The organism is Enterococcus sp. AMC1251 (genome assembly GCF_058216535.1).
This window is the reverse complement of record NZ_CM177098.1, coordinates 991,223-1,017,889: the sequence shown is the minus strand read 5'-3', so window position 1 is coordinate 1,017,889 and position 26,667 is coordinate 991,223. Positions and strand designations below refer to the sequence as shown.

At 34.8% G+C, this 26,667-nt stretch carries 26 protein-coding genes; 6 read left to right on the top strand and 20 right to left on the bottom strand.

Annotated elements, in window-relative coordinates:
• The first annotated feature begins 15 nt into the window (after positions 1-15).
• Positions 16-825 carry an MBL fold metallo-hydrolase gene (locus AC4BBR_RS04740; RefSeq protein ID WP_490461410.1) on the top strand — a complete coding sequence of 270 codons (810 nt, stop codon included), beginning with the start codon at positions 16-18 and terminating at the stop codon, positions 823-825.
• Positions 826-930: 105 nt separating this feature from the next.
• Here the strand turns inward: AC4BBR_RS04740 and AC4BBR_RS04735 are convergent, their stop codons facing one another.
• The 15 genes from AC4BBR_RS04735 to AC4BBR_RS04665 all read right to left on the bottom strand — a co-directional run bounded on the left by AC4BBR_RS04735 (position 931) and on the right by AC4BBR_RS04665 (position 13,904).
• Entirely contained in the window at positions 931-2,322 is a 1,392-nt protein-coding gene (locus AC4BBR_RS04735) for an L-cystine transporter (RefSeq protein WP_490461409.1), read from the bottom strand.
• A gap of 227 nt (positions 2,323-2,549) precedes the next feature.
• Positions 2,550-2,936 (bottom strand): DUF1149 family protein, encoded by a 387-nt coding sequence (locus AC4BBR_RS04730; RefSeq protein ID WP_490461408.1) that lies wholly within the window; start codon positions 2,934-2,936, stop codon positions 2,550-2,552.
• 134 nt (positions 2,937-3,070) lie between these two features.
• Positions 3,071-4,414: a PFL family protein gene (locus tag AC4BBR_RS04725; protein ID WP_490461407.1), complete on the bottom strand. Its 1,344-nt coding sequence runs from the start codon at positions 4,412-4,414 to the stop codon at positions 3,071-3,073.
• A gap of 24 nt (positions 4,415-4,438) precedes the next feature.
• Positions 4,439-4,708, bottom strand: coding sequence for an ACT domain-containing protein (locus tag AC4BBR_RS04720; RefSeq protein ID WP_490461406.1), 270 nt, complete (start codon positions 4,706-4,708; stop codon positions 4,439-4,441).
• A gap of 166 nt (positions 4,709-4,874) precedes the next feature.
• Positions 4,875-5,834 (bottom strand): IS30 family transposase, encoded by a 960-nt coding sequence (locus AC4BBR_RS04715; protein ID WP_490459128.1) that lies wholly within the window; start codon positions 5,832-5,834, stop codon positions 4,875-4,877.
• Between the two features lie 551 nt (positions 5,835-6,385).
• Positions 6,386-6,562, bottom strand: a complete 177-nt coding sequence (locus AC4BBR_RS04710) for a hypothetical protein (RefSeq protein WP_490461405.1) — start codon at positions 6,560-6,562, stop codon at positions 6,386-6,388.
• A gap of 150 nt (positions 6,563-6,712) precedes the next feature.
• Positions 6,713-7,144 (bottom strand): hypothetical protein, encoded by a 432-nt coding sequence (locus tag AC4BBR_RS04705; RefSeq protein ID WP_490461404.1) that lies wholly within the window; start codon positions 7,142-7,144, stop codon positions 6,713-6,715.
• A 78-nt stretch (positions 7,145-7,222) separates the two neighbouring features.
• Positions 7,223-7,417 carry a WCX domain-containing protein gene (locus tag AC4BBR_RS04700; RefSeq protein ID WP_490461403.1) on the bottom strand — a complete coding sequence of 65 codons (195 nt, stop codon included), beginning with the start codon at positions 7,415-7,417 and terminating at the stop codon, positions 7,223-7,225.
• A 20-nt stretch (positions 7,418-7,437) separates the two neighbouring features.
• On the bottom strand, positions 7,438-8,067 hold the full coding sequence (locus AC4BBR_RS04695; protein ID WP_490461402.1) for a helix-turn-helix transcriptional regulator: 630 nt from the start codon (positions 8,065-8,067) through the stop codon (positions 7,438-7,440).
• Between the two features lie 22 nt (positions 8,068-8,089).
• Positions 8,090-8,491 carry a DUF3224 domain-containing protein gene (locus tag AC4BBR_RS04690; protein ID WP_490461401.1) on the bottom strand — a complete coding sequence of 134 codons (402 nt, stop codon included), beginning with the start codon at positions 8,489-8,491 and terminating at the stop codon, positions 8,090-8,092.
• Positions 8,492-10,033: 1,542 nt separating this feature from the next.
• Positions 10,034-10,186: a hypothetical protein gene (locus AC4BBR_RS04685; protein WP_490461400.1), complete on the bottom strand. Its 153-nt coding sequence runs from the start codon at positions 10,184-10,186 to the stop codon at positions 10,034-10,036.
• 1,202 nt (positions 10,187-11,388) lie between these two features.
• Positions 11,389-11,643 carry a metal-sensitive transcriptional regulator gene (locus AC4BBR_RS04680; RefSeq protein ID WP_490461399.1) on the bottom strand — a complete coding sequence of 85 codons (255 nt, stop codon included), beginning with the start codon at positions 11,641-11,643 and terminating at the stop codon, positions 11,389-11,391.
• A complete protein-coding gene (locus AC4BBR_RS04675; RefSeq protein ID WP_490461398.1) occupies positions 11,633-11,938 on the bottom strand; it encodes a rhodanese-like domain-containing protein in 306 nt (101 codons plus the stop codon). Before AC4BBR_RS04675 ends, AC4BBR_RS04680 begins: the two co-directional genes overlap by 11 nt.
• On the bottom strand, positions 11,938-13,590 hold the full coding sequence (locus tag AC4BBR_RS04670) for an FAD-dependent oxidoreductase (protein WP_490461397.1): 1,653 nt from the start codon (positions 13,588-13,590) through the stop codon (positions 11,938-11,940). The genes AC4BBR_RS04675 and AC4BBR_RS04670 overlap by 1 nt, the downstream gene beginning before the upstream one ends.
• Positions 13,590-13,904 (bottom strand): rhodanese-like domain-containing protein, encoded by a 315-nt coding sequence (locus AC4BBR_RS04665; RefSeq protein WP_490461396.1) that lies wholly within the window; start codon positions 13,902-13,904, stop codon positions 13,590-13,592. The genes AC4BBR_RS04670 and AC4BBR_RS04665 overlap by 1 nt, the downstream gene beginning before the upstream one ends.
• 237 nt (positions 13,905-14,141) lie before the next feature.
• On the opposite strand from AC4BBR_RS04665, the gene AC4BBR_RS04660 reads away from it, so the two are divergent.
• The 4 genes from AC4BBR_RS04660 to AC4BBR_RS04645 all read left to right on the top strand — a co-directional run bounded on the left by AC4BBR_RS04660 (position 14,142) and on the right by AC4BBR_RS04645 (position 19,354).
• Positions 14,142-14,711 (top strand): glycoside hydrolase family 73 protein, encoded by a 570-nt coding sequence (locus AC4BBR_RS04660; protein ID WP_490461395.1) that lies wholly within the window; start codon positions 14,142-14,144, stop codon positions 14,709-14,711.
• 165 nt (positions 14,712-14,876) lie between these two features.
• Positions 14,877-15,521, top strand: a complete 645-nt coding sequence (locus tag AC4BBR_RS04655; RefSeq protein WP_490461394.1) for a response regulator transcription factor — start codon at positions 14,877-14,879, stop codon at positions 15,519-15,521.
• Positions 15,466-16,911: a sensor histidine kinase gene (locus AC4BBR_RS04650; protein WP_490461393.1), complete on the top strand. Its 1,446-nt coding sequence runs from the start codon at positions 15,466-15,468 to the stop codon at positions 16,909-16,911. The genes AC4BBR_RS04655 and AC4BBR_RS04650 overlap by 56 nt, the downstream gene beginning before the upstream one ends.
• Before the next feature lie 100 nt (positions 16,912-17,011).
• Complete coding sequence (locus AC4BBR_RS04645; RefSeq protein WP_490461392.1) at positions 17,012-19,354, top strand: glycoside hydrolase; 2,343 nt, start codon at positions 17,012-17,014, stop codon at positions 19,352-19,354.
• 194 nt (positions 19,355-19,548) lie between these two features.
• On the opposite strand, the gene AC4BBR_RS04640 is transcribed toward AC4BBR_RS04645, so the two are convergent.
• On the bottom strand, positions 19,549-19,740 hold the full coding sequence (locus tag AC4BBR_RS04640; protein ID WP_490461391.1) for a hypothetical protein: 192 nt from the start codon (positions 19,738-19,740) through the stop codon (positions 19,549-19,551).
• A gap of 493 nt (positions 19,741-20,233) precedes the next feature.
• Here AC4BBR_RS04640 and AC4BBR_RS04635 point away from each other — a divergent pair, with 493 nt between their 5' ends.
• The gene (locus AC4BBR_RS04635; RefSeq protein ID WP_490461390.1) at positions 20,234-20,605 is read left to right on the top strand and encodes an iron chaperone; all 372 of its coding nucleotides are present in this window, start codon (positions 20,234-20,236) and stop codon (positions 20,603-20,605) included.
• Positions 20,606-22,992: 2,387 nt separating this feature from the next.
• Here AC4BBR_RS04635 and AC4BBR_RS04630 read toward each other — a convergent pair.
• The 4 genes from AC4BBR_RS04630 to AC4BBR_RS04615 all read right to left on the bottom strand — a co-directional run bounded on the left by AC4BBR_RS04630 (position 22,993) and on the right by AC4BBR_RS04615 (position 26,658).
• A complete protein-coding gene (locus tag AC4BBR_RS04630) occupies positions 22,993-23,121 on the bottom strand; it encodes a hypothetical protein (RefSeq protein WP_438758633.1) in 129 nt (42 codons plus the stop codon).
• Positions 23,122-24,495 (bottom strand): 23S rRNA (uracil(1939)-C(5))-methyltransferase RlmD, encoded by a 1,374-nt coding sequence (gene rlmD, locus AC4BBR_RS04625; RefSeq protein ID WP_490461389.1) that lies wholly within the window; start codon positions 24,493-24,495, stop codon positions 23,122-23,124.
• Positions 24,496-24,604: 109 nt separating this feature from the next.
• The gene (locus AC4BBR_RS04620) at positions 24,605-25,246 is read right to left on the bottom strand and encodes a deoxynucleoside kinase (RefSeq protein WP_490461388.1); all 642 of its coding nucleotides are present in this window, start codon (positions 25,244-25,246) and stop codon (positions 24,605-24,607) included.
• A gap of 362 nt (positions 25,247-25,608) precedes the next feature.
• Positions 25,609-26,658 (bottom strand): diacylglycerol kinase, encoded by a 1,050-nt coding sequence (locus tag AC4BBR_RS04615; RefSeq protein WP_490461387.1) that lies wholly within the window; start codon positions 26,656-26,658, stop codon positions 25,609-25,611.
• Positions 26,659-26,667: the final 9 nt, after the last annotated feature.

Genomic DNA, 26,667 nt, shown 5'->3' with positions numbered 1-26,667 from the left:
CAAAAAGGAGAAAAAATGAAATTAACTGTTTTGGTAGATAATAATGTCTATATTGATCATTACTACTTTGGCGAACCAGCTTTATCTTTTTATATTGAAGATGAAAAAGAAAAAATTCTTTTTGATACGGGATATAGCGGAGTCTTTAAAAAAAATGCTGATTTACTCAACATTGATTTAAGCCAAGTGACAAAGTTAGCCTTATCTCATGGTCACAATGATCATACTGGCGGTTTAAATATGATTTCAAGTATCTTTACTAGACAAAAGCTGCAAATTATTGCACATCCACTAACTTTCTTACCAAAAAAAGAAGACGAGTTGATCATTGGATCTGCAGTAACAAAGGAAGATTTACAAGTAAATTACGATCTACTTCTTACAAAAGAACCTGTTAAGATTTCCCAAAATATCACATTTCTAGGAGAAATACCCGAACTCGTAGATTTTGAACCTCGTAAACAGGTAGGTGAGACAAAATTATCAGAAGTCTTCACACCTGACTATGTTTTAGACGATTCTGCTTTAGTCTTTGAAGGTCACGATGGTATTTATATTATCACAGGTTGTTCTCACAGCGGTATCAGTAATATTTGCGAGTATGCCAAACAAGTGACTGGTATTCAAACAATCAAAAGTGTCATTGGCGGTTTTCATTTGTTTGAAGAAGATTTACAGTTAGACAAAACAATAGAATACTTTAAAAATAATCAAATAGCCACTCTCTATCCTTGTCACTGTATTTCTTTTCAAGCAAAAGCCAAGATTCATTCTCAAATTCCAATCGAAGAAGTTGGTGTGGGATTACAATTAGAATGGAAATAAAAATACCGCCTCCCAAAAGTTACATTTTTTGGGGGCGGTTCATCTGTTGAGGATCTTACCTTCTTTTGTTTTTAACTCTCTTAGTAAAGAGAAATGAATGACTTTTTATGCGTTTTCTTCAATAACTAAGCTGCTATCATTCAATACATCACGGTCTAACTCTTTGATCCGCGAACTAGTTACGATTCCCGCAACCATACTGTCGCTAACGTTAACAGCTGTTCTAGCCATATCGATCAATGGTTCTACAGAAATGACCAGACCAACAATCGCAACTGGTAAATTCATCGCACCTAACACGATCAATGAAGCAAACGTTGCTCCACCACCGACACCAGCTACACCAAACGAACTGATTGTTAAAATCGCAACGAGCATCAAGATAAATTCTAAACTGAAGACATTGATTCCTACCGTTGGTGCAACTATCGTAGCCAACATCGCAGGATAAACCCCTGCACAGCCATTTTGCCCAATTGACATACCAAAACTTGCAGCAAAGTTTGCTGTAGCATCATCAACACCTAAAGCCTTTGTTTGTGTTTCAATATTTAAAGGTAATGCTCCAGCACTTGATCTTGACGTAAAAGCAAAACTCAATACCGGAAATGATTTTTTCAAATAGTTAACAGGATTTACTTTGACTGCTATTAAGATTACTAAGTGAACCAGCATGACAATGATCAATGCGGTGTAAGAAGCTAATACAAATTTCCCTAAATTAAGGATCGCATTATAATCACTTGTCGCAACAACATTAGTCATCAATGCTAAAACGCCATAAGGTGTCAAACGTAAAACCAATGTCACGATACGCATCGTGATTTTATAAAGACTGTCGATCAAGTTTGCAAAAAATTCTGCTTCTTTCGGTGCTTTTCTTTTAATACCTAAATACGCAATCCCAACGAATGCTGCAAAAATAACCACGCCAATCGTACTTGTCGGACGAGTGCCCGCGAAATCGGCAAAAACATTTTTAGGAATAAAAGATAAAATTTGTTGAGGAATCGATAGGTTTTCAACGGTTTCCTGTCGAGTCGCAAGTTCTGCGATTCGTGCCGTTTCTGCCGTTCCTTGTGTAAATTGTGCCCCTTGTAGTCCAAATAACATAGTTGTTCCAATTCCAACCAAAGCTGCTATAGCTGTTGTCCCTAATAAGGTTGCTAAAACAGTAAAGCTAATTTTTCCAACTTGTTTGGATTCTTTCATCTTAGTAAATGCTCCTACGATAGAAACAAAAACCAAGGGGATTACGAGCATTTGTAAAAACGCTACGTATCCATTACCTACGATACCGATCCATTCCATTGCTTGCGTTGTGACTTCGTCTTGGGTACCGAATGTGAATTGAATAATTGCACCTAGTACAATACCGACACCTAATGCGGCAAAAACACGAGTAGAAAACTTATAGTGTTTTGTCTGCATACGATAAAAGACGTATAACACTGCGAGAAATGCAAGGACCACTAAAACAGTGATGAGTGTTGTCATTTTTTTCCTCCTATATTTTAATTTTAATGACAAGTCCATCAAAGGAAGTAAAGGTTCCCGGGGAACATTCTTCAACGATCCGCCCTAAAAATAAATCAATTCATTTTTAGTGATAGGTCTATTGTACCTGATTTAAAAGGTTGAGGGATACCATTTTGTTTCTATAACGATAGAAAAAAAGGGTTTGTGATAGTTTAAAACTATCGCAAACCCTTTACTTCAAACTCTTATTCAGCTGCTGATTGGAAGTTTAACTGGATACCTGGTTTGTCTAAGGCGATTTCAGTGATCTCATAAGCCATACGTTGCACGATATCGAATAATGGACTAACCAACTCATCTACTTCTTCTTGTGAGATATCTTCTTGCGTTTCAATCTTATGATTGATGATATGATTGATTTGGCTGACTGAACCTGATAAAACATACTCCTCAAAAATTAGACGAAACTCTAGACGAGCTGCAATGATTGAATTTTCTTTTGGATAGTTTTCATCCGTTGATTCGATTGGTGAGAAACCAACTCTAAGATCCGTTTCTACTTCTTCCATATCCTGTGTGCGCATGTCGTAATGAAAAGCTTCTACAACTTCTTGTTGACGTTTTATTTCCATGAATTAAAATCTCCCTTTTTTAAGTTAATAACTATTATTGAGATCCAGATAGTACTGGGCAAAACATAGTCTATTTATGATTTTTATTATACCATACATCTTTTTATCACAAATACTCATAGACTTTTTTTAATCTAATTTTTAAATGAATGAATCGGTGCGGGAATTCGACCACCCCGAAGAATAAAATCAGTTGAAGCGAAGTCGTTAACTTTCATAACGGGGGCTCGACCTAATAAACCACCAAACTCGACCATATCACCCACTTTTGTTCCTTTAGCTGGTATGATTCTGACCGCAGTTGTTTTATGATTGATCACACCGATCGCCGCTTCATCCGCAATCATAGCAGCAATTGTTTCAGCTGATGTTTCTCCTGGAATTGCAATCATATCTAAACCAACAGAACAAATCGCAGTCATTGCTTCTAACTTTTCTAAGTTTAGTGCGCCATTATTAACTGCATCAATCATACCTGCATCTTCTGAAACTGGAATAAATGCGCCTGATAATCCGCCAACATGATTACAAGCCATTACGCCGCCTTTTTTCACTGCATCATTCAACAAAGCTAAAGCAGCAGTTGTACCATGAGTTCCAACACTTTCTAAGCCCATTTCTTCTAAAATATAGGCTACGCTATCACCCACTGCTGGTGTCGGTGCTAAGGATAAGTCTACAATGCCAAAAGGAACATTCAAACGCTCTGAAGCAATTTTACCTACTAATTGCCCCATTCTGGTAATTTTAAATGCGGTTTGTTTTACTACTTCGGCTACAATATCAAAAGGCTCTCCTTTGACTTTTTCCAAGGCTCGTTTGACTACACCTGGCCCACTAACGCCTACATTAATCACACAATCAGCCTCACCAACGCCGTGAAATGCACCGGCCATAAATGGATTGTCTTCCACCGCATTCGCAAATACTACTAATTTAGCACAGCCCATATCAGATTTTTCCGCGGTTTCTTTGATTACATAACCCATATGACGAACAGCATCCATATTGATCCCTGCTTTAGTTGAACCGATATTTACTGAAGAACAGACGAACTCTGTCTCTGCCAAAACTTGAGGAATCGAGTTAATCAAAATAGCATCACCATGTTGGTAGCCTTTTTCTACTAAGGCACTGAAACCACCAATAAAATTAATACCAACTGCTTGAGCAGCTTTGTCTAAAGCCTTAGCGTATTTCACATAATCAACATCTGAACTAGCTGCTGCAATAATGCTAATCGGTGTTACAGAAATTCTTTTGTTAATGATCGGAATTCCATACTCAGATTCGATCTCTTCGCCAACTTTAACTAGATTTTTAGCTAATCGAGTAATTTTGTCGTAGATTTTTTGACAAGCTCGATCACTATCGCTATCAATACAATCTAATAAGGAAATCCCCATCGTAATAGTTCTAATATCTAAATTTTCTTCTTCGATCATACGAATAGTTTCTAAAATTTGATTTGTTTCCAAGCTGACTCCTCCTTGAAGGGATTATTATAGTTTATGCATCGTATTAAAAATTTCTTCATTTTGAACACTGATAGTCACACCGAGTTTTTCACCTAAGGTATTTAATTCTGAACGAATTAATTCAAAATCACTTTTTTCTTTTGAAATTTCTAATATCATTATCATTGTAAAATAGCTATCCATAATCGTTTGAGAAACGTCAAGGATATTCATATTCAACTCTGCTAATTTCTGACTAACTCCAGCTATAATTCCCACTTTATCTTTACCGATAACTGTTAATACTGCACGCATATACTTTCCTCCTTGTATAATTTTAAAACTGAACAATCTGGCCCAGCCTAAATAGTTTTTTTTATTATAACATAATTCATTCGACTACTAACTAAACAGGAACAGATTGGTAAAAAAAGCACGATTATTCGTCAAAAAACATATTTAGTTTAAAGAATTTGATTTGTCAAATTAAGCTAGACAAATGTCTTTCATTTATGTAACTCAAAAATACTTCTAATGGTGTTCGATAATTTAAAGATTTCCTTGGTATGTGATTTCTTTTAGAGGTGACAGCCGCAACAAAAGCTTGGTCAACTTGATTAAAATCCATTGTTTTAGGCAGCCCATCTTTACGTAATAACCCATTCGAATGCTCATTTAATCCGCGTTGTGAGGGGGTTCCAGGGTCTGCAAAATAGATAGAAATATCATTGACATTACTCATGTTTTTCCAATTTGAAAATTCTTTTCCACAATCAAAGGTAATGGATTTGAACAAGTTTCTGGGAATCTTTTGTAGCCAATCAGTTGTCGCTTTTTCAATATCCAATGCTTTCCGACCATTTGGTTTTAATGTAATAATCACTTTTGAAAGGCGTTCAACTAGAGTGATGATGGCACTTTTATGATGAACGCCAACAATTGTGTCACCTTCTAAATGCCCAAATTCCTGTTGGAAATTAGGGTAGTCAGTGGATCGTTCTGAAATATTGCGTTTAAATGCTTGCTTTCCACGACGTTCTTTATGCCCGTTGGGCTTTCGTTTCCCTTTCATTGGTAGTTTTGAGCAATCAAATTGATTCGCTTTAAACTGACGATAAAGTGTTCTAACAGAGCATGAAATAGGAAACTCAGCTCGACCAATAATCACATCAGGTGTCCACCCTTGAGCCACCATAGATTGAATGTAATCATGCTGTTTTGTAGGCAAACTAATGGGTTGTCGACCACAACGTGTTTTATTTTCTTTATATTGTTGGTAATAGTCACAGATAGATTTTCCTTGTTTCAGGAAGTTGTAAACATTGTAGATTGTCTGTCTAGAACGAGTTAAAGTCTTAGAAACCATCGTAACAGGTTGGCTCATATTGAAATAAGCTTCTATCATCACGAGTTCATTTGATGTAAGATGAGTATAGGTCATTTGTCTTCACTCCTTATAATTCTTTGGTCGGAACTATTTTGAGTGTAGCACAAATGACTTATTTAGTTGTCTAGCTTAATTTTACTATCGGCGGAAAATAAAAAATAAGACGGAGATATAACTCTTTGAGCTATACTTCAGTCTTACTGAAATACGAGTACACACTTCATTTTTAGATAGGATATTTTGAACTTCAAAGGATACTTCCGTTGATCTATATATATCTGACTAAAAATTTTTCTCCGTTTCAAGAAAATAGTTATAGGTATTATTTTTTTGACCTAATTTTGTCAGCATTTCTGTTGGCTTTAATTTAGTGTTATCTTATTTATAGACATCTAAAGTGACAACCTTCTGATTGTTATTTGTCAAATTCACTTCATTATTTGTATAAACTAGAATAGAATTGTACGTTGTATCAGTTATAGTGGTGAGCTGATTAGAGCTAAGAAAATTAATAGTAATAGTACTTTTTGCTTTTTTCGTTAGCCTATCTTCTTTCTTTGTATATACTAACTAGGCAACAATTTCCAATGTAATTCATCATTTTATTAATACGTATTATCTACACTCCAAGTAACGGTACCATTAAAAGCTTTTCCTGCTGTAACATTACTAGAAGTGACAACTAATTTGTTATTTGCCACACCACCTTTATAGGTATCTGCTGCTTTTTTAAAAAGAATTTGTGTACAGTTTCTTTTCCAACCTCTAGATACATTGCACAACTTGCATTATCATTATCAATAATATTTGTTTCTGCTGGTAGTTCTAATAGATTTCCTTCAACTGGATTTGGAGCATAATCATTTTTGTTGGATTAATTTTACCAATATCATATGCTTTTGGCTTTCCTAAGTGTAAGGAACTGTCATTCCTTACACTGATTGATTGAATTGTTCTTTACAAGTTGAACATGTCACTTTTATTTTACCTTTCCCTTTGGGTGCACGCAATTGTTGTTTACAATTTGGGCACTTAAAAAAAGTATAAATTTTACGCTCTTTGAGCTTTTCCCTTGAAAAATTGACCTTCTTTTTTAGTTGCTGTACTTTTAAAACATAACGAGTATTTTCATTGGAGCGCGGATAAATTCTTTTAGAAAAAAAACGATAGTTCATCCACAACAATAAACCTGCAGCTACCCAAAAAGCAATCGATGTTGGTAAAAATAAATTAAGCAATAATAGAATCAAACTAATCCTCATCAAGGTGTTATTCAATTGATCTATGCGGGCATATCTTCCTACCAATAATTTTTGAATCTTTGCATTCCAGCGAAGTAATCGTTCAAGCCAAATTTGTCCCATATGATCCCTCTTTTCTTTGCTATTATCTCAATCAATAGTCATTGTTTCAAGAGGTATGGCGAAAAAATCTAGAACACATCAAAAATAAATCTGATTGATTTTAATAACTTCTTCTTTAATTTTTTCTTCTAATTCAATTGGGTTCACTACTTCTATTGAAGCACCAAATGATAATAAGTACGAAGTTAGCCAAGAACCTTTCGGCTGCCAGGTTTTTACTTTAGTATATTTTTTGTCTTGCTCTCCTTCGATATCGGGTAAGTCTTCTTGCACCTGGTAAAACAGGTCATTTTTTACCTTAACTTTGAAAACTTCGGCTGATAATCTTTGATCAAATAAGCTTCATTGATATCGTCAATAGAAATATCCAATTCAGTCATTCGTCTTAATTTGAACAGTCGAGTGGTTTTTCTAACACAACAATAACCAGCTAAGTACCAGGCATTTTGTTTAAAAATCAATTTATTTGGCATTACTTCTCGTGTCGTCTTTTGGCTTTTTCCATTGGTGTAGAAAAAAATAATACATTTTTTTGGCTTTTTGGCTTTGGTAATCAATCCGATGACATTTGCTTCATCTTCTCTTTCCCAAGTTGAAAAATCAATATCGATCCATTGTTCTTCTTCTTTTTTTAATAAGGAGGACAGTTTGTTGACTAAAGGGGTGACGTTTTTCAAATTAGTCGCTGCTAAATTTTGCAGTGCTAAAATAATCTGATCTTGCTCTGCATCATTCACAAAAGTAGCGGACAAATGATGTGTATCCAATAAACGAATCCCACCATCCCGTCCGCTTTGAGCGTACACTGGAAAGCCTAATGCAGACAATATGTCAATGTCTCGATAAACCGTACGTGTCGATATTTTCAGTTGTTCTGCTAGGATTGTCGCTTTAGCTTTAGTGTGCATCGTTAAATAATGCATAATATAAAACAATCTAGAAAGTTTATTCTTTGTCCTTGAAATCCAAAATCAACTTATTATTTTCACCAACAAAATCATATTGATAAGAACCCGTCAATCCTTGTATTTCTCCTGTACTTTTAATGATCATACCCGGGGAATCAAGTGAGCCTTTATCAAAAATTCCTTTTTCAGCCGCTGTAAAGGTTCCTGTTTTTCCTTTATATTGGCCTATAAAATGAAGGAATCCCGTGATTCTAGCTGTTGCAAGATGTCCATCTTCTTTATTGCTTTCTAAGTAATAAAGCAAATACTCAACCCATGCTTTACCTTGCAAAACGCCTTCAAGCTCATATTCTGCTCGAACTCGATTTACTGGGAAATCAATTTTTTGTTCATCTACGGGTTGCTCATCCCATTTTGTTACGGTGAATGTCACACTCATACTTATCCCTCCTTATAATTTACAGGATAGCAAACATACGTTCTTTTTACAAGCGAACAGCGAAATAAAAATTTATTTTAATTCAACGTTCCTTATTTCAATAGAGCTTCTTTAATTTTTCTACTGAAAACAGTAACATTCTCTGATTTAGAAGCTACTGTCGTAACATCTAAATGACCAGGATCTTTTGACCTTGCGCCTGAATCTGCGGTTAAGTAAATGCTTAATTTTTCTTCATCTTTATGTTTATTTAGGTAATCTAGAACCGTTTTGGATGGACCACTTGATTGAACGGTCAATAAGACGATTGCTTTGTTCTAGTCCTCAATGTTATTTCATTAATTTATAAAATAAATAACACTTTTAGATAAACATTTTATTTTCCTAGACTTTTTTTAAGTTCATTGATTCCCTCATTTTTAATCCCACGCTCTTAAGGATAAATAGCGACTTTATAGGAATTTGACTTGTCCTTTAGCTCTTCATTGATTTCACAACTTGAAATGACTCCTTGTATCCAACCAATTGCCGCAACAACTGTTTTTGAAAAATTCGGCAGCTATAATTTAGCGATAATCCCTCTTAGTAAAATCAAATAACTGATTATACTAGCGAGATAAACAGCTAACTCTAGCAATAGTAGAAGAAATTATCCAAATCCTAAGGAAATCGTTGTAAAATTAAATACTAAATTGATTGCACTAATCACGATGATTTGAACATAAGGAAGTAAATACTTGGGAACAATCCTCTCAAAAGCCGACTGATTGACCATGCTAGCCGACGTTCGATGATTTGCTTGATTATCTAGTTGATTGATTCGCTAAGTTATAATGGCTGCTGGCACAACAGATAGTAGAATCGATAAACGATCCCTTTGAGATTCCAGCATCGTTAATTGAAACACATATTTAGCCAAATAACTGATTAAAATCAAGAGTAAACTATTTAGAAAAACGTCTTACTTTTTTCATGATAAAAATTGAATAAACGTATCCTTAGATTTCTTTTAGAGACAAATGTTTTTCTCTCGTAGGTCTTCCAAATTGATTACCTTACAATACCGATTTGGATTCATAAATAATACATCTGTAAATAAGGTATCCATCTCTTCAATACTATTAGTTTGTTTTCGCTACTAGCGTTCCTCAACATTTTTTTAGCTTGTCTGCGCGAGGAATAATCTAAGTAGACAAACGGTTTATTCAATAAAAAACTACTCGTTACTTTGGCATATTCACAAGCAATCTTCACTTTGGTTTTGGTACCTTCTAAAAGTTTTCGCCATTTTTGTTTAGGAGAAATCTGCCAAATTTCCAGTTGCTCTACCGCCTGTTCTAACTGAAAACTTGGAAATAACAGAGTATACTCAATCAGTATGTGCTTGATCGTTTCGGAAACTTCAAAATAATTTTGGGCTGATTTGTTTTTATCCAGAAATACAGTCTAGTAGTGTTGTTTTCCCAGTGTCGTTTCCCCCGAGAATTTGCCCTTCTATCCAAATTAAAAGATAGCTCTTGAAAAATATTTTCCACTTTTAATCTATTCATTTTCACTCCTCATAATCCGTTCAATGATATGCTCTCTTTCGTTCTGTGTTAAATCAAGCTTCTGCAATTGAAGGATGAAAGCTTCCATGTGTGCCTCAATCAATCGCAAGCGTAAATCCGTAATTTTATCGATTTTATTTGTCATGAACTTTCCAATCCCTCCCTGAAAGATCAAAAATTTCTTCTTGTCCTAAAATACTATAGGCTCGTTGAATCGTTGTTTGGTTTATATCTAAGTCTTCTGCTATTTGTCTGATAAACGTACTTTTTCATTTGGTTACTAGCGATCCAATATTCGACTTGCTTGATAATTTGTTGATAGATAGATCTGTTTCCTTATAGTTCACCTTCATTCCCTTTTCCTAGTTTTATGTTGTACCATTCAAGTCACGCAATCAGCTGGTAAAACCTATTTTAGAGGAAATTAAAAAAAATTTATATCCATGATATAAATTGCCTAATATTGACTTTTTATACTTGCAAGGGGAGAAAGCAATCGAATTATATAAAGATAATCTAATCTTAATTGAACATAAAAAAAAAGAACTTCACAATAGATAGAAAAATATTATGAAAAAAGATACGTCGATCATTGATGAATATGAAAAAACCGAAACTATCTATTATGTTCCAGAAGGTGTCCTCTGTGTTGAAATTCTTAATGAGGATAAGCGCGATATCTCCTCTTTTATTTCTCAAAATTATTTTTTTAGATAGTTTTTCTACCTTTAAACAAAAAAACTTCTACATGCATTAAATGAAGAATCCGAATACTATGAATTATTGTTGACTAATTTTGCTGATACTTTTCAGCGGCATTACGGCTACTTCAATTTTCTTTATTTGCCCACTACAGAGCTAATAAGAAATGCATTGCATTATTTAAGTGACTATATTGGTATCTTAACTGAGACAGAACATTTGGAATTACCGAAATTTATTACACAAAAAACACTATTAAAATTCTGCCGTACATCACTATCAAAGGTTTCTATTTCTTTTAATACATTAGAAAAACATTTTATATTTTTAGAAAGAAAGTACCTATCACGATAAAAAAGAAGAGGCCGAGACAAAAGCGTGTAGCTCCGAGAAATAAGAGGGAATGCACGAAAAGTGCTTGTCAAATTTTTGTGACCAAGTAGGTACTATTCTACATCAGCTCGTACCTCGCTGTGTTTCACAGCAATTTCAGCTTATTTCCGAAGCCTTCAAAACTTAGTGCTTTAGCACTTAGAATTTGATGTGATCGGAGCGAAGCGTAGTCGCTGCTTTTTTCTCGCCGTTTATTCGGATTTAGAGCGTGGGACAAAACGAAAGATCAGTTTTGTCCCACGCTCTTTCATTTTATCTTGTTTTCACAATCATTTCCAACGCTTTTGCCATGTCTTCACTAGCTAGATCGATACTTTCGTCTTCCATACATTGTTTCAGATTCTCTGTTACAACAAGTCCGATCACTTTATCGATGCTAGAACGAACAGCCATCAATTGCGTCACCACTTCTCGGCAATCTTTTCCTTCATCCATCATTTTTAAAATCCCGCGAATTTGTCCTTCTGAACGTTTTAACCGATTCGCTAATTTAGGATCACAAGCCATCCATAATTTCCCCTCTCCATGCGGACATGCCGCCCATTACATTTGTTACATCATATCCTAATGAAGCAAAATATTCACTAGCCATTTGTGAGCGACCACCAGCGTGACAGATTACATAGTAAGATTGTGCCTTATCTAGAGATTCAGCCGTTTCTTGCAATGTACTTAACGGCATATTTTTTGCCCCTTTGATATGTCCTGAAACATATTCATCGTCTTCACGCACATCTATAATTGCTAAATCGTTTCTTTTTTCTAATTGTTCAAATTCATCGATCATGATTGATTTATACATTATTTAATAACCTCCTGCGGGTAAATTGTACTATATACCTGAAAAGCACCATCTAAATTTTTAACATTGAAACCATTATTTTTCAAGATACGTTCTGCTAAATAACTACGCTGTCCGCTTTGGCAACTTACAATGATTTCTTTATCAGTAGGAAGTTCCGTTAGACGATTTCTTAATTCATCCAATGGAATATTATCAGCTTGAGGTAACGAACCGTTATTCTTCAGTTCTCCTGGGTTTCTCACATCTAGTAAAATGGCGCCATTTTTTATTGCTTCTTTCAATTCGTAGTATTGAATATTGTCAGAGAAGCCTTCAACAATATTGGTAGCAGCATAACCGATCATGTTTACAGGGTCTTTGGCTGAACCAAATGGCGGCGCATACGTAAATTCTAACTCTGGCAGATCCATAACGGTCATACCTGCTTTGATTGCAGTCGCTATGATATCAATTCGTTTATCCACACCATCTTGTCCAATCGCTTGGCCTCCGTAAATTTTACCTGATACAGGATGAAAGAGCAACTTCATCACGATTGGATAACTTCCTGGAAAATACCCCGCATGACTTTTTGTGGTTGTATGAACAGCTTTATATTCTAGATTACTGTTGCGTAATTGGCGTTCATTTAAACCAGTACTAGCTGCAGCAAGATCAAACACTCGCACAATTGCAGTCCCAATACTTCCTTGATTTTTACGTGTAACACCTGCGATCACATCTGCGACTTGACGTCCTTGGCGATTCGCTGGTGAAGCAAGTGAGATCAACGCATCTTCTTCAGTGATTTGTTGTTTAACAACAATTGCATCGCCAACAGCGTAAATATCGGGATCATTCGTTTGATAAGACTGATCCACGAGAATGCCACCACGTAAGCCTGTTTTTAAATCAGCTGCAACAGCTAAATCACTGGATGGTTTAACACCAATCGACAAGATCGTAAAATCACTTGAGATTGATTTCCCTGAATTTAATTCGATGACGTTTCCTGACTCTTTAAAGGCTGTTGCTCCAGCACCTGTATAGACAGTGATTCCTTTTTCTTTCAATTCTTTTTCGATAAAAGCAGCCATTTCCTTATCTAAAGGCGGTAAAATTTGCGGTGCTGCTTCCACAATTGTAACGTCGATCCCTAATTGCTGTAAATTTTCCGCCATTTCTAAACCAATGAAGCCAGCTCCGATCACAACAGCACGTTTAGGTTGTTCGTTTTTGACTGTTGCGACGATCTTGTCGACATCTGGAACGTTTCTTAACGTATATACATTTGTTGCTTCATCTAAACCTTCGATTGCTGGTATCATTGGTTGTGCCCCTGGAGAAAGAATCAATTTATCATAACTGATTACTTCTTCTTTACCTTTTGAATTCGTCAAAACTGTTTTACTTTTTCGATCGATATTGATTGCTTCTGTTTCTGGATAGACATTGATGTTAAAACGTTTCTTCAACTGTTCAGGCGTTTGTAAGATTAATTCTGAACGTTCACTGATTTCTCCGGATACGTAATATGGTAAGCCACAGTTAGCAAATGAAACATACGGTCCTTTTTCCAAAACGATGATTTCGATCTCTTCTGATAATCTTCTTAGTCTAGTCGCAGCTGACATTCCGCCTGCGACTCCGCCTACAATCACTACACGCATTATAACTTTCCTCCTCTGATTTCTCCACACCAAGAGCTCATTCCGCCTTTGACGTTAATAGCATCGATTCCTTTAACTTTCAATTTTTTGACTGCTTGCCGACTTCTCATACCAGATTGACAAATCACATACACAGGCTCTTCACTTTTTTTTGTATAAGAAGAAACTTTACTTAAGGGTATATTTATAGCATCAGGTATATGTCCAGAAGCAAATTCGTTCTTTTCCCGAACATCGATCACTTCAGGTTTTGTTTCTAACTTCGTTTGCAGTTCAATTGCAGTAATTGAATTTCTTTTTAAAAATGAAAACATATGCTCCTCCTTTATACCCTATAGGGTATTTACAAAAACTATCATAAATGATAGTTTTTAAGTTGTAAAGAACTTTGTTTACTTTTTACTTTTTACTTTAGGATGTAATTAGGTCAATTCTTAAGCAAACTGAAGCATTTCTTAAGAAAGCCAAACAAATATTAACTTCTTTGGCACATTTTTGTAACATTTAACCTTTATACTGAATGTACCACTAAAAGAAAAGAGGGTATCAATATGAATCAAAAAATACTAAAAAAACAAAATATCTTACCTTTACTATTGATTCTACTTCTTTCATTTGCTAGTATTTTTCTTATTTTCAACAAAGAAGAACAACCAATCCAAGATGAAGCTACTGCTTATCAGCAGATTTTTATTGATGAAATAGCATCTGAAGCAAAACTATTACAAAAACAAACGCATTTATTCGCCAGTATCACTATTGCGCAGGCGATTCTTGAATCTGACTGGGGTCGCAGTGATCTAGCAGTAGAAGCTAAAAATTTATTTGGGATCAAAGGAACTTTTAATGAACAATCTAGTATTATGCCCACAGATGAATTTATTGATGGTGAACGGATCACAATCGATGATTCATTTAAAAAATATGAAACAATCCAAGAATCTATGGCTGATCATATGGAATTTTTAAAAGGTGGTTCTTATGAAGGGATTAAAAAAAGTAAAAATTATCGAGAAGCTGCTGTTGCTTTACAAAATGGTGGCTATGCTACTGATCCAGATTACGCTGAAAAATTGATTCAATTGATCGAAGAATTTAAACTATATAAGTACGATAAATGATCAAGATGAATCATGCGACTTTCTTTTTATGTCCTGTTATTCTTAATTAGAGAAGATTCATACTTATGCATCAGCTACCTTAGATCTTTAAAAATAACGAAGTTAATCTCTTTAGAAATAAAGGACTTCTTTTTTTAAGGGAATTTTTAAAAGGAGGTTTTACACGTGAATATTTTAGTTGCCGATGATAGCCCAGAAATGGTGCAGATCCTCACAGCCTATTTAAAAAAATCTGGATTTACAGTCTATACTGCCTTAGATGGTAAAACTGCCTTAGACATTTTTTATCAAGAAAAGTTAGATTTAGCGATTATTGATTGGATGATGCCTAAAATTGATGGGCTCGAGACTATCAAAACCATCAAAGCAGAAAGTTCATTAAAAATATTGATGCTGACGGCAAAGGCTACTGGGGAAGATGAATTTCTTTCTTTATCCGCTGGTGCTGATGACTATATTACCAAGCCTTTCCATCCACAAGTCCTATTATTACGGGTCAAAAAATTACTGGGTTTGACTCATTCATTTTATGTAAAAAATTTAATGATTGATCCTGCTAATTTAAATGTTTGGAAAAATGAACAAGCGCTTGATTTAACAAAAAAAGAATTTGATTTGCTGATGATGTTACTCAAGAATCGCGGAAGTATTTTGACAAGAGAGCAACTATTGGTTGGTGTTTGGGGAATGGATTATGATGGTGTAGCACGAACTGTGGATACACACATTAGAAGACTTCGAGAAAAAATTGGCGATGAAATTATCACCACCAAAAGAGGAGTTGGCTATCTCATTGAAAAAGAACATTAGAAAAATCAGTACAACACTTACGTTGACCTTCTCTTTGATCATCATTGGCTGCTTTATTGTCATGTTCATTTTGAATAGTTTGATCGTACCCCACTACTATTCTTCAAAAATGGAACGCAAAGTCACCTCAGCTATGACCAATATCCAACATAGTGCTACTTCAGAAAAACAACTTGCTGAGTTAGAAGCTAACAACCAAGTCACTATTATCACGAAAAGTACAAACGATAGCTCACTTGATGATTTTAATGAAGCATTAAATGTAGAGTTAAATCGAAAAAAAGTTGCATTAAACCGTTTCTGGATTACACAAGATACATTGGATCAACTACAAAATACGCCTCAATCTATACAACGAAATTTTGACCAAGGGAAGCAAAAATCCAGTTTCCTAGTTGAGATGCGTGTGATTGATAATACCTTTTACTTAGTAGGCATTTCTACGGTGAATTTTTCCGAAACTGCCTCTCTGATCAATACATTTAACTTTATTTCTTTGAGTCTGACCTTGATTCTAATTATTGTATTGATTTATATCTCTGTTCGGAAAATAACGGATCCTTTAGTCAACTTAAAAAAAGTAGCAGAAGAAATCACTGGGCTAACATTTGTGACGACCGATGATATTCCAGCGAATGAAATTGGGGAGTTAGCTCTGAGCATCAATAAAATGAGTTATGCTCTGGAAACGTATCAAAAGAACTTACTTGCCAAAAATGACCAGTTGAAACAATTTACAGCTGATTTGACGCATGAGTTAAAAACGCCGATTGCTTTGATCAAAGCATATGGTTCAGGCATTGAAGACGATTTAGATGACGGAACTTATCTAGATGTGATTTTACAACAAACTCAGCGATTAAATGATATCGTTGATCAGATGTTGGATTATGCAAAATTAGAACAACAACAACCCATTCATAAAGTGCCCCTACAATTGTCGGATACTTGGCGACAAACCGTAACTGAACTTCGCCCCACGATGGAAAAAGAAGCAATCTTGTTACTGGAAGCCGACACAGATATGCCGCTTTCATTGATCGAAGCAGATCCAATTTTGCTCAAAAGAGTGTTTGATAATTTATTGACCAATGGCATTAAGTACACTACGGACAAAGAAATACAAGTCAGTTGGCGTGAAACAGAAGAGTTCATCGAATTTACGATTAGTAATCAAACCTCCTTAACTTCAGATTTTGATGTGAGTAAGCTTTGGGAAGCCTTTTATGTTCATGAAAAATCACGGAATAAAACTCTTTCTGGAACGGGTCTTGGTCTGTCAATTGTTCAGTCGATCATGAACGAGCATGGTTTTGCGATTGAAGCTAGATTAGTTCATCAGACATTGATCTTTGTTTTACATTTTTATAAAGTTGGCAAACAAGCGTAGTATTTTGCGCTTGTTTTTTTGATGCCTGATTTTGGCATTTTTCTGTAACATTGAGTTAGTAAACTTTGGATATGTTGTTACCATTTAGGAGGAAGAACTCATGAAAAAAATGTCTATCTATCTCAGCTTAGCCGCAATCACCTTATCCTTATTTGGTTGTAATCTCAACCAAAACAATGCAACAAACAAATCAGAAAAGCTGATCGTCAACAATGAAATCGAAAAAAACAAAACCTATGCCAAAACTGATTTTTCCTTTGATGTCGATCCTGCAACCTTCACTGTTTCAATTACCGAAAATGGTGAAAAAGCAGAAGTATCAAAACCTCAAGAAACAAAAGAAGTTTCTGACTTAAAGAAAAGCAAAGAAGAAATCAGTTGGACTTACCCAAATGAACAAATCAAGGTCAAATTAAAAAAAGAGAGAAATCATCTTGCTGTTGCTCTGACCAGCTTATCCGATGAAGATACCACTTTTACCTGGCCTAAACTAGACGCTAAAAATTATGTATTGCCCATTGCTGAAGGAAAAACCATTCCGAACGACCAAAAAGAGTGGCTTGCCTATTTTAAACAAAATGAAGAATTATCGATGAGCGAAGCTTTTTCAATGAGCTTTTTTACTACCAATCAAGAAACATTTGCTACATCGTTCGTGACAGACAATACGTTCAATAGCGATCTTTTAACGAATACTGAACCTCACTTGACCCTGGAAGCTAGCCATAATTTTATCGGCTTCGACAAAAATAAAACACTGAATTATCGCCTGTATATTACTGATAATGATCCTGTCGCAATCGCTAAAACATACCAAATGGATCGAATTAATTTAGGTGAATTTAAAACACTTGATGAAAAAGAGAAAGACAATCCAGAAATCAAAAAAATGCGGGGTGCGATTCAAGTTTATTATTGGAATAGCCGCATCTTAACGACTGAAGATATCAAATGGGCGAAACTACCACAAATGGCGGACAAACCAATTTTCCAATGGATCGGTGAATTACTGACTCAATATGGCGAAGATGGTTCCGAAGAATACCTAAAAGCTTTAGAAGCATTTAAAAACAATGAAGGCTATAAATATGAAAAAAATACCTTCTTAACATCAATCAATTATGTACTGCTTTATGCACAGTTTTACAACAAAGATATTTTCAAAAATCCAGATGCCAAAGCACAAAAACTGATCGATAAAGGCATCAATAAATTAAGTGAACAGGAACGATACACATTGAATAAACATCTATTGGCTAGCGTCTTAGGTGAGTTAACACCACCGCTTGAAGAATGGGGACAAGCAACGTCATCTGATGTTTTCAAAGACATGAAATCATCAGGCATCGAAAATGCCTGGATTGGTCTACCAAACTGGGCACATGGCTTGATGAATCCTGAGATGGTCAAAACAGCGGTTGATGAAGGTTATTTGATCGGACCTTATGATTCTTATCAGTCGATTCAAGAAAATGCTAGTATTGACTGGAACACTGCCTCGTTCCCTAACAAAAATCTATATGAAGATGCCACTGTTACTAAGAAAAATGGTGAAAAAGTTGCTGGTTTCTTAGGCAAAGGTCGTAAACTTAATCCAACTCAAATTTTCCCTGATGTAGAAGAACGTTTTACAGGGATCATGCAGAACAACATTCCTTTCAATTCTTGGTTCTTAGATACTGATGCTGCTGGCGAAATTTATAATGACTATAGCCCTGATCATTTGACTACACAAAGTGAAGACGTTGCTGGACGCTTAAAACGCATGAATTACTTTAACCAAAATAGTCAAGTTGTCGGTTCCGAAGGGGGAAATGACTTTGCGTCAAAAGAAATGGTCTTTGCTCATGGAATCGAAACCCCTGTCATTATGTGGTCTGATCCTGATATGCGTGAAAACAAAGAAAGTGAATACTATGTCGGAAGTTATGCTGCATTAGATGGCGGTATTCCAACAAAATACAAAAAAGTCGTACCGATCAAGGAAGAATACAAAGCAATTTATACTGATCCTGTTTATTCTCTGCCACTTTACAAGCTTGTTTACAACCGTTCAGTGATCACTTCTCATCAATGGGAATGGGATAGCTACAAAATCAAAAATCAAGTCGGCGAACGTCGTATGAAAGAATATTTGTACAATACTCCACCAATGGTGCACATCGACAAAGCTACTTGGGATGAACATAAACAAGATATCTCAGAAAATGCTAAAATCTGGATTCCTTTCCAAAAAGCAGCTTTACAACATGAAATGACTGATTTTAAAGCATTGACAGATGATCATTTAGTTCAAAAGACGGAATTTGGTGATACATTATCTGTGATCGCTAACTTCTCTGATATTGATTACGATGCAGATGGTATTAAAGTTGCTAGTCATACTGCTTTGATTGTTAATGATGGAAAAGAAACTGTTGTAAAAACGGAAGAGGAAGAATAAAAAGAAGAGAGTGAGGTTATAATCAGTTTTTTTCTGACTATTATCCCACTCTCATTCTTCTAAAATTTAATGTATTTCGTTGAGCGTACGTTTCTTCTTATCAATCATCTCAATCGTCTTAGGCAATCCATCGTCACTCTTGAGACTTATTGTTGCCAGTTTTTCCTGAAATTCTTCGATTCTCGCTCTGATAATTATATATATATTTCTGTCATTGGAATTTTCTGATTCGATATGTCTAATGCCACGGCATAAGCGTCACTACCAACCATCAATTCTAAAGGCGGTTCGTTCATTTCAAGGATTTCCATGTACAATTCAGCGACTTTTTTGGGATCACCTGCTTGATTATCATTCATATAAATACAAATGACACGTTGTCCCACAGCTTTGTCCTGTTAAATGGATTTTTCACCGATTTCTTTTGTAGATAACTTGGAATCTTTTCTTAATAACGCTATCATCTTTTGATCTAACCAAGCCATTTTCTATCTCGTTTCATATTGAAAATGCTTTACTAATTATTCTTTCATCATCTTCGGTTTCAATGTTCTTATGGCTATTATAATTTATTTTGTAAACAAAATCGAAAAGATGAGAAAATGAAACAATCATTATTGATAACCCATACTACAACTACTCGAGATCTTATCTTTAACGGAAAAACAGTGAAAGTAAAATCTGTTCAAACAGCCTGTCTATCTTCATTGACCAGATTTCTAATCGCAATGACCACCTCAGATTATTTAAATTTGACGCAAAAATGAAAATCCTTTTTGACAATTGTAAAGCAAATTCTTTCTTCCTTTTTACGTTCATATTATAATAAGAGAAATGAAAAGACTTTTACTCAATTACTAAAAGAAAAGAGGATAAAAAATGAAGGATATAAATGATTTTTTTTCAAGCATCAGTGAACCTGAATATCTAAAACGTGTAAAAGAGTTATTCGATTGGACCATGAAAACCTACCCGAAATTCAGTGTTGTAATCAAATGGAATCAACCTATGTTTACGGATCATGGTACTTTTATTATCGCGTACAGCACTTCTAAAAAACATCTTGCCATTGCACCAGAAACAGTTGCAATAGCAGCCTATAAAGAAGATATTGAAAAATCTGGCTACCAACATACTGATAACATTATAAAAATCACTTGGGATCAGCCGATCGATTATCCCTTACTGAAAAAAATAATCGATTATAATGTTCAAGAAAAAATAGATTACACGAAATTTTGGCGGGAATAAATTCTATAAAGTTCCATTCATTCAAAAAAGTTTTATCGATGAGACTTTATTGAAGTAGCAAAATCTGTTCAAATCAATTATTATTTACACATAGAGAGTTACTTAATTATCTTCCCCAAAGATAAGATATGATAATAAGACGAGCTTAAGACAAAAGCACCTAGCTCCGAGAAATAAGAGAACATTCATGAAATGACAAGAAGAACGCAATTTTCAATTTCGATTTAGTACATTGTATGCCTTGTGTTTTTCAGTATTTCAGCTTATTTCCGAATCCTTCCAATCTAATTACTTTTGCACTTAGATTGGATATGATCGAAGCATTGCTACAGTAGTTGCTTTTTTTCTCACCGTTTATTCGGATTTAGAGTGTAGATCAAAACTAATTTTCAGTTTTGATCTGCACTTCTATTTTTCTATATTGAATAATCAAGTAGGTTTTTATTTAATTAGTTAGTTAGTTTTACCTTTTTATTCTTTTTCAAACCTTACTAAAATCTGACTTGTCTTGTATTGATCGTGTGATCTTTTTCATTTGATACTAGCTTATATTATAGAGTAGCTTTCGATAATTGTGCTTAGCAGAGCTATGGTATCAGAAAACATTTGATTCCTAACGATTCTAAATTGTTTTTAGAAAAACCGAGCAAAAGCTTAAAAATTTCTTTAGATAAAAAAGGACTTGAGGTTAGGACAGAAGAGTTTAACCCCGAGAAATAAGATGGGATTAACGAAAATTGCTCTTCAAATTTTTTGTGAATTTCAAGGGGTTGCTTCTGCTCCCACCGTTTATTCGGATTTTAGGCGACTGGGTTGTAACTCATAGAGTTATGTCCCAATCACATTTTTTTACTCAACGTTTTTTATTTTTACTATTTTCAAAAACTTATTGACGAGCCTCCTACCTTTAAGTTAAGATAATATTACAAAACCAAATAAAAAAAGGCGCTCTGTAGGAAGACCGCAAATCATCCCCCAGAGCCCTGTATTATCAGCCAGAACTAATAATACAAGTTGCCTCCGTCAATAGCTATTGACTACTATCATTGTACTAAAAGTAAGAAAAAATCGCTAGTCCTTTTTACTTATTCAGTGAATTAGTTGATATTTATTTATAGATCGCTTCATGATATTAGTAACTGACTAATATCATTTTTTCGTGTTTTGTAAAATGTATTAGATAATTAGAGCGAAAAACAAAATAAACAGGCACTCTGTAAGAAGACTGCAAATCCTCTCACAGAGCCCTGTATCGTCAGCCAGAACTGACAATACAAGTTGCCTGAGTCAATGTACATTGACCTCTTTATTCTACCTAATTTTTGTAAGAAATACTAGTATTTTTTTCGAATTTCTAGGAATTTTGATGGTTAATGATTATTTATTGAACTCTTGCGCGGTATTGGTTGGTGACCAATGCCGCATTTTTTCGCTCTTTTTATAAATAGTAAACACTAAGTTCTCCTTTTTTCTTGACGTAACCCCTTAGTGTTTGCGAGCTAGTGTTGCAAGAAACAATCGCTCACCATACTTTTCTGTTTAGTCTAAAAAAAGGTTGCCGAGTCAATGCGTACAAAATAAATGATTTAAAATAAATAAACATGCAAACAAATAATTTTCCTAGATCTACCTGACTGAATAACGAAAAGTAGCGAATGATTTCTTGTACACCAGTATATAGTTGTAATCTTTCTAGCGGAAGATAGATTATAACTTTTCATAAAAAATAGTAGGTTTGCAGAGCCTACTATTTCAAGCAGCTGTTTCTCTATAACGCTATTCCTTTTTTCTGTAAACAACTAACCCAACCATTTATCAACTTAATGGGAAACAGCTGTTTGTTTTATAAAAATATATTTATTCAACCTTTTCTATTTAAGTTGATTTTAATAATATAAAGTTTGAACGTATGACTATTTAAAAAAAAGAGAACCCTATAATGTATCGTGGTGTCGAACATCAAAAAAGTTGCTTCCTCAGTTAACATGCCGGCTGAAAAAGAAGTTCCTCTTCTTGAGAAAATATAGAGCAGAGGTTACAAATTCGTTTTGTTTCCCTTATTCTAACGGTATTCACTGAAGGGGTACGCAATAAAATCATAGGAATCAAAGAAGTAGCCTATAGCTATCAAACCCTTTTCTCATTTTCGCTCTCGTATTTATAGTATACAAGGTCTTATTTTTCTATAGTAATTCTAAAATTCTACTAAGAACTTTCCTGCTTGCCGGATCTAGATTTTGATTCGCTTTTTTTCTCACCAACACAATTTTAGATAGAAGAAAATAAGCTTGAATTCACAGCAATTGTCGTGAATTCAAGCTTATTTCTGAAAGGGTAGATATTCTTATTCTGCTATTTTCATTCGATTTCTACTAATGATACTCAGCCTACTTATTATAGATTTTTGGCCCTTTTCGCATGTTTTTGCGATCATTTTTAGGCTTCTCCATTTTTTCAGATCTGCCTCCACCTTGTTTTTTCTTAATTAGTTCAAGCATTTTCTTCTTTGTATCCATTTACTGCACCGCCCTTGTTAAGAGAGTCACTGTCTCGATATGAGTTGTTTGCGGGAAGTTATCCACTGGTTGAACTTCTTTGACCTCAAAGCCACCTTCAACGAGTAAAGCAAGATCACGTGCCAACGTTGCTGGATTACAGCTAACATAAACAATTCGTTTAGGTTTTGTTTCAATCAGAGTCTCCACTAAACTTGCTTCCAAGCCTTTACGTGGTGGATCAACAATCACAACATCCGGTTTGATCTCATTTTCAATCATTCTTGGTAACGCTTCTTCTGCCAAACCAGCTGTAAAAGTTGCATTCGTGATATTATTAAGTTTAGCATTGCTCTCAGCATTTTTCGCCGCTTCTTCGATGACTTCCACACCATAAACGTGCTTCGCATCTTTCGCTAATGTTAGACCGATCGTACCGATCCCGCAATAAGCATCTACAACGATTTCTTCACCAGTCAATGCTGCGTATTCTTTCACTTTCTTATACATTACTTCTGTTTGCTGAGGATTTACTTGATAGAATGAACGAGAAGAAATTTCAAATTTCAAGTCAAAAATCGTATCGATTATTTTATCTTCTCCGTGCAACAGAATGGTCTCATCTCCAAAAATCACGTTTGTCTTTTTAGCATTGACATTTTGCACAATGCTCACAACTTCTGGCAACGCTTCTAGAATATCAGGAATGATTTTACTTGTTGGGAATAATTTGGGTGTTCTAGTAATGAGAACGATCATCATTTCTCCCGTGTGATAGCCACGACGAACAACGATATGGCGTAAGTTTCCAGTGTTATCGGATTCGTTGTAGGGCTTGATGCTGTAACGTCTCATGATATCACGGATTTTGATGACTGCTTCATCAATTTTAGGATCTTGGATATAGAAATGTTCTAACGGAATAAGATCATGACTATTTTTTCTGAAAAATCCTGTTTGCAATTTGTTCTCAATTTTTCTAACTGGAATTTGTGCTTTATTACGGTAGCCCCAAGGATCGTTCATACCTAGAGTATCTAAGACTGGAACATCTGGTAATTTCGCCACGCGCTGCATCACATTTTTCACTTGGTCTGTTTTGAAAGTTAATTGAGCACCATAGGCTAAATGCTGTAATGGGCTAATTCCAACTTTAGTAAAGTTGGCATCTTTTACTGGCACTCGGTCTTCACTTGATTTTAAGATAGTTAAAACTTTTCCGTAGCCAAAGCTTTTACCGACTTTCAAGATTTTGATTTCGATTCTTTCACCTGGCAAAGCATTTTCTATAAAAAGTGGGTAGCCCTCAACTTTAGCAACCCCCATTCCTTCGTGTGTCAAATCAATAATATCAACTTCAATTGTTTCATTTTTGTTCACTGGAAAATTATTCATATGTCGCTCCTTCTTTTATGCGCTCCACTCATTCTAATGAAAAAGTACTAGAAAAGCAATAGAGAGATTGTTTCTATAGCTTAAAAGAGTCAAAAATTAATCTTTCTATTCAATTGATCTCGGCTAGTTTGTTTTCGATAAGTTGAATCACTTGTTTTTTTGCTTGTTCACTTTCAATGAAATCGTACTTGTCTCCATCAATTTGAATTTTAGGACTCTCGCTGTATTCTTCAAACCATTTTTCATAGCGATTATTCAATTCTTTATAATAGTCATATAACGAGGGATCTTGTTCTATTTGTTCGTAAGATCTTCCTCTTCTTTGAATACGTTCTAACATTTTAGGGAAGGATATTTTAATATGCACTAATAAATCTGGACGTTTTTTGTGTGCCGCATACGGTAGCTCTTGTAACATATTTTCTAATAACGAATCGTATACGCTCACTTCTGTTGCATTTGCTCTTCCCAGATCAGCATTTAAATGAAATAATAACGAATCTTCATATATCGAGCGATCTAATACATTATTTTCATGAGAAAGTGCTTGTTTAATACTATCGAATCGTTTGTTTAAGAAATATATTTGTAATAAAAATGCGTATTTTTTGGGATTTGCATAAAATAAGGGCAATACTTCATTATCCTCAACAGATTCATAAAAAGCTTCTGATCCTAAATGTTCTGAAATAATTTCTGTTAAGCTAGATTTTCCTGCACCAATTGTACCTGCTAAAACGATCACTACCATCGAACTCCCTACCTATTTAATAATTTTTTTGTATATAAAACAAAATATGAGTTTTATTAGCTTATTTGCGAGTCTCAGATATGACATTATCGATAACGATTACTAATCAAAACATGTGACTACATCAAGCGTTTATTGCTACGAATCGTTGATAAATAAAAAGGAACAACGTTTTTTGCAAAATAGGTCGTACTTTCTATTTCGTATTAAAGTTACTCTTTATTCTCTCACAAGTCAAAGAAGCTTTTTTAATCATTAACTAAAAACTAATTTTTTATAAAGTTCGTCATGAAAAAAGTATCTAAGACAAACAAATACTTGCTTTATCTTAGATACTCATTCTATTTTATTGTTTGAAGGATCTAACCAATTTTTCCATTGTTATCAATATCTTCATCTGTCAGACGCTCGACTTCTTTTACAAATTCTTTACTCTTTTTATGATACTCTGCTTCATCTTCATCATATTCATTGAGTACAGAACCCATAATTGCATTTGAAGGAATTGCATCAGCATTTGCAAACATTTCAATATGTTGATGTAAATTGATAAATTCCATTGGAGCATCTCCGCCGTATTCACCATCTAAATTAATCATCATCCGGCTATTTGATTCTAATGTTTCCGCATGTAAGCGACTTGTTTTAGTATAAATCAAGCGATGGTCTTCCACATGTTTACCGCCGTTAAGCATCAATGCTACCAAATGTAATATTTCAAAAACATTGGCCGTTTTTACAATAATCAAAGAGAACTTTCCATCATCAAGTTTGGCATCTGGCGCGATTTTTTCAAATCCTCCGACAGAATTAGTCAAACCTAAGAAAAACATAGATGCATTTCCTTCATAGATCCCTTCATCATATTCCATTCGCATCTTAACCGGCTTCACTCGAGGTAACATCTCTGCACCTTTTGCTAAATAAGCTAGATAACCAAAAATACTTTTAAGTTCTGAAGGAACTTCATATGTCAATTCAGTTAAATGTCCTCCGGCTGCAATGTTAATAAAATAACTTTCTTTTGCTTTACCAATGTCCATTTTGACGGTTTGATTCTTTTTGATAACTTCTGCTGCTTTGACAATATTATCTCTAGGAATTTTTAACGCTCTTGCGTAATCATTTGTAGTTCCAGCAGGAATAATCGCCATAGTTGGTCGTTTTTCTAAAGGAGCAATGCCATTTACAACTTCATTGATTGTTCCGTCGCCTCCGGCTGCTACAATCAGGTCAAATCCTAATTCAGCAACTCGGCGCGCTTCATTCTTAGCGGAATTTTCATCTGGAGTTGTAGCAAAAGCACTGGTTTCATATCCGCATTCTTCCACTATAGAAAGAATATCAGCTAGATTTTTTTTGACTAGCTCTTTACCTGACGTTGGATTATAAATCACTCTTGCTTTTTTCATAATCATCTG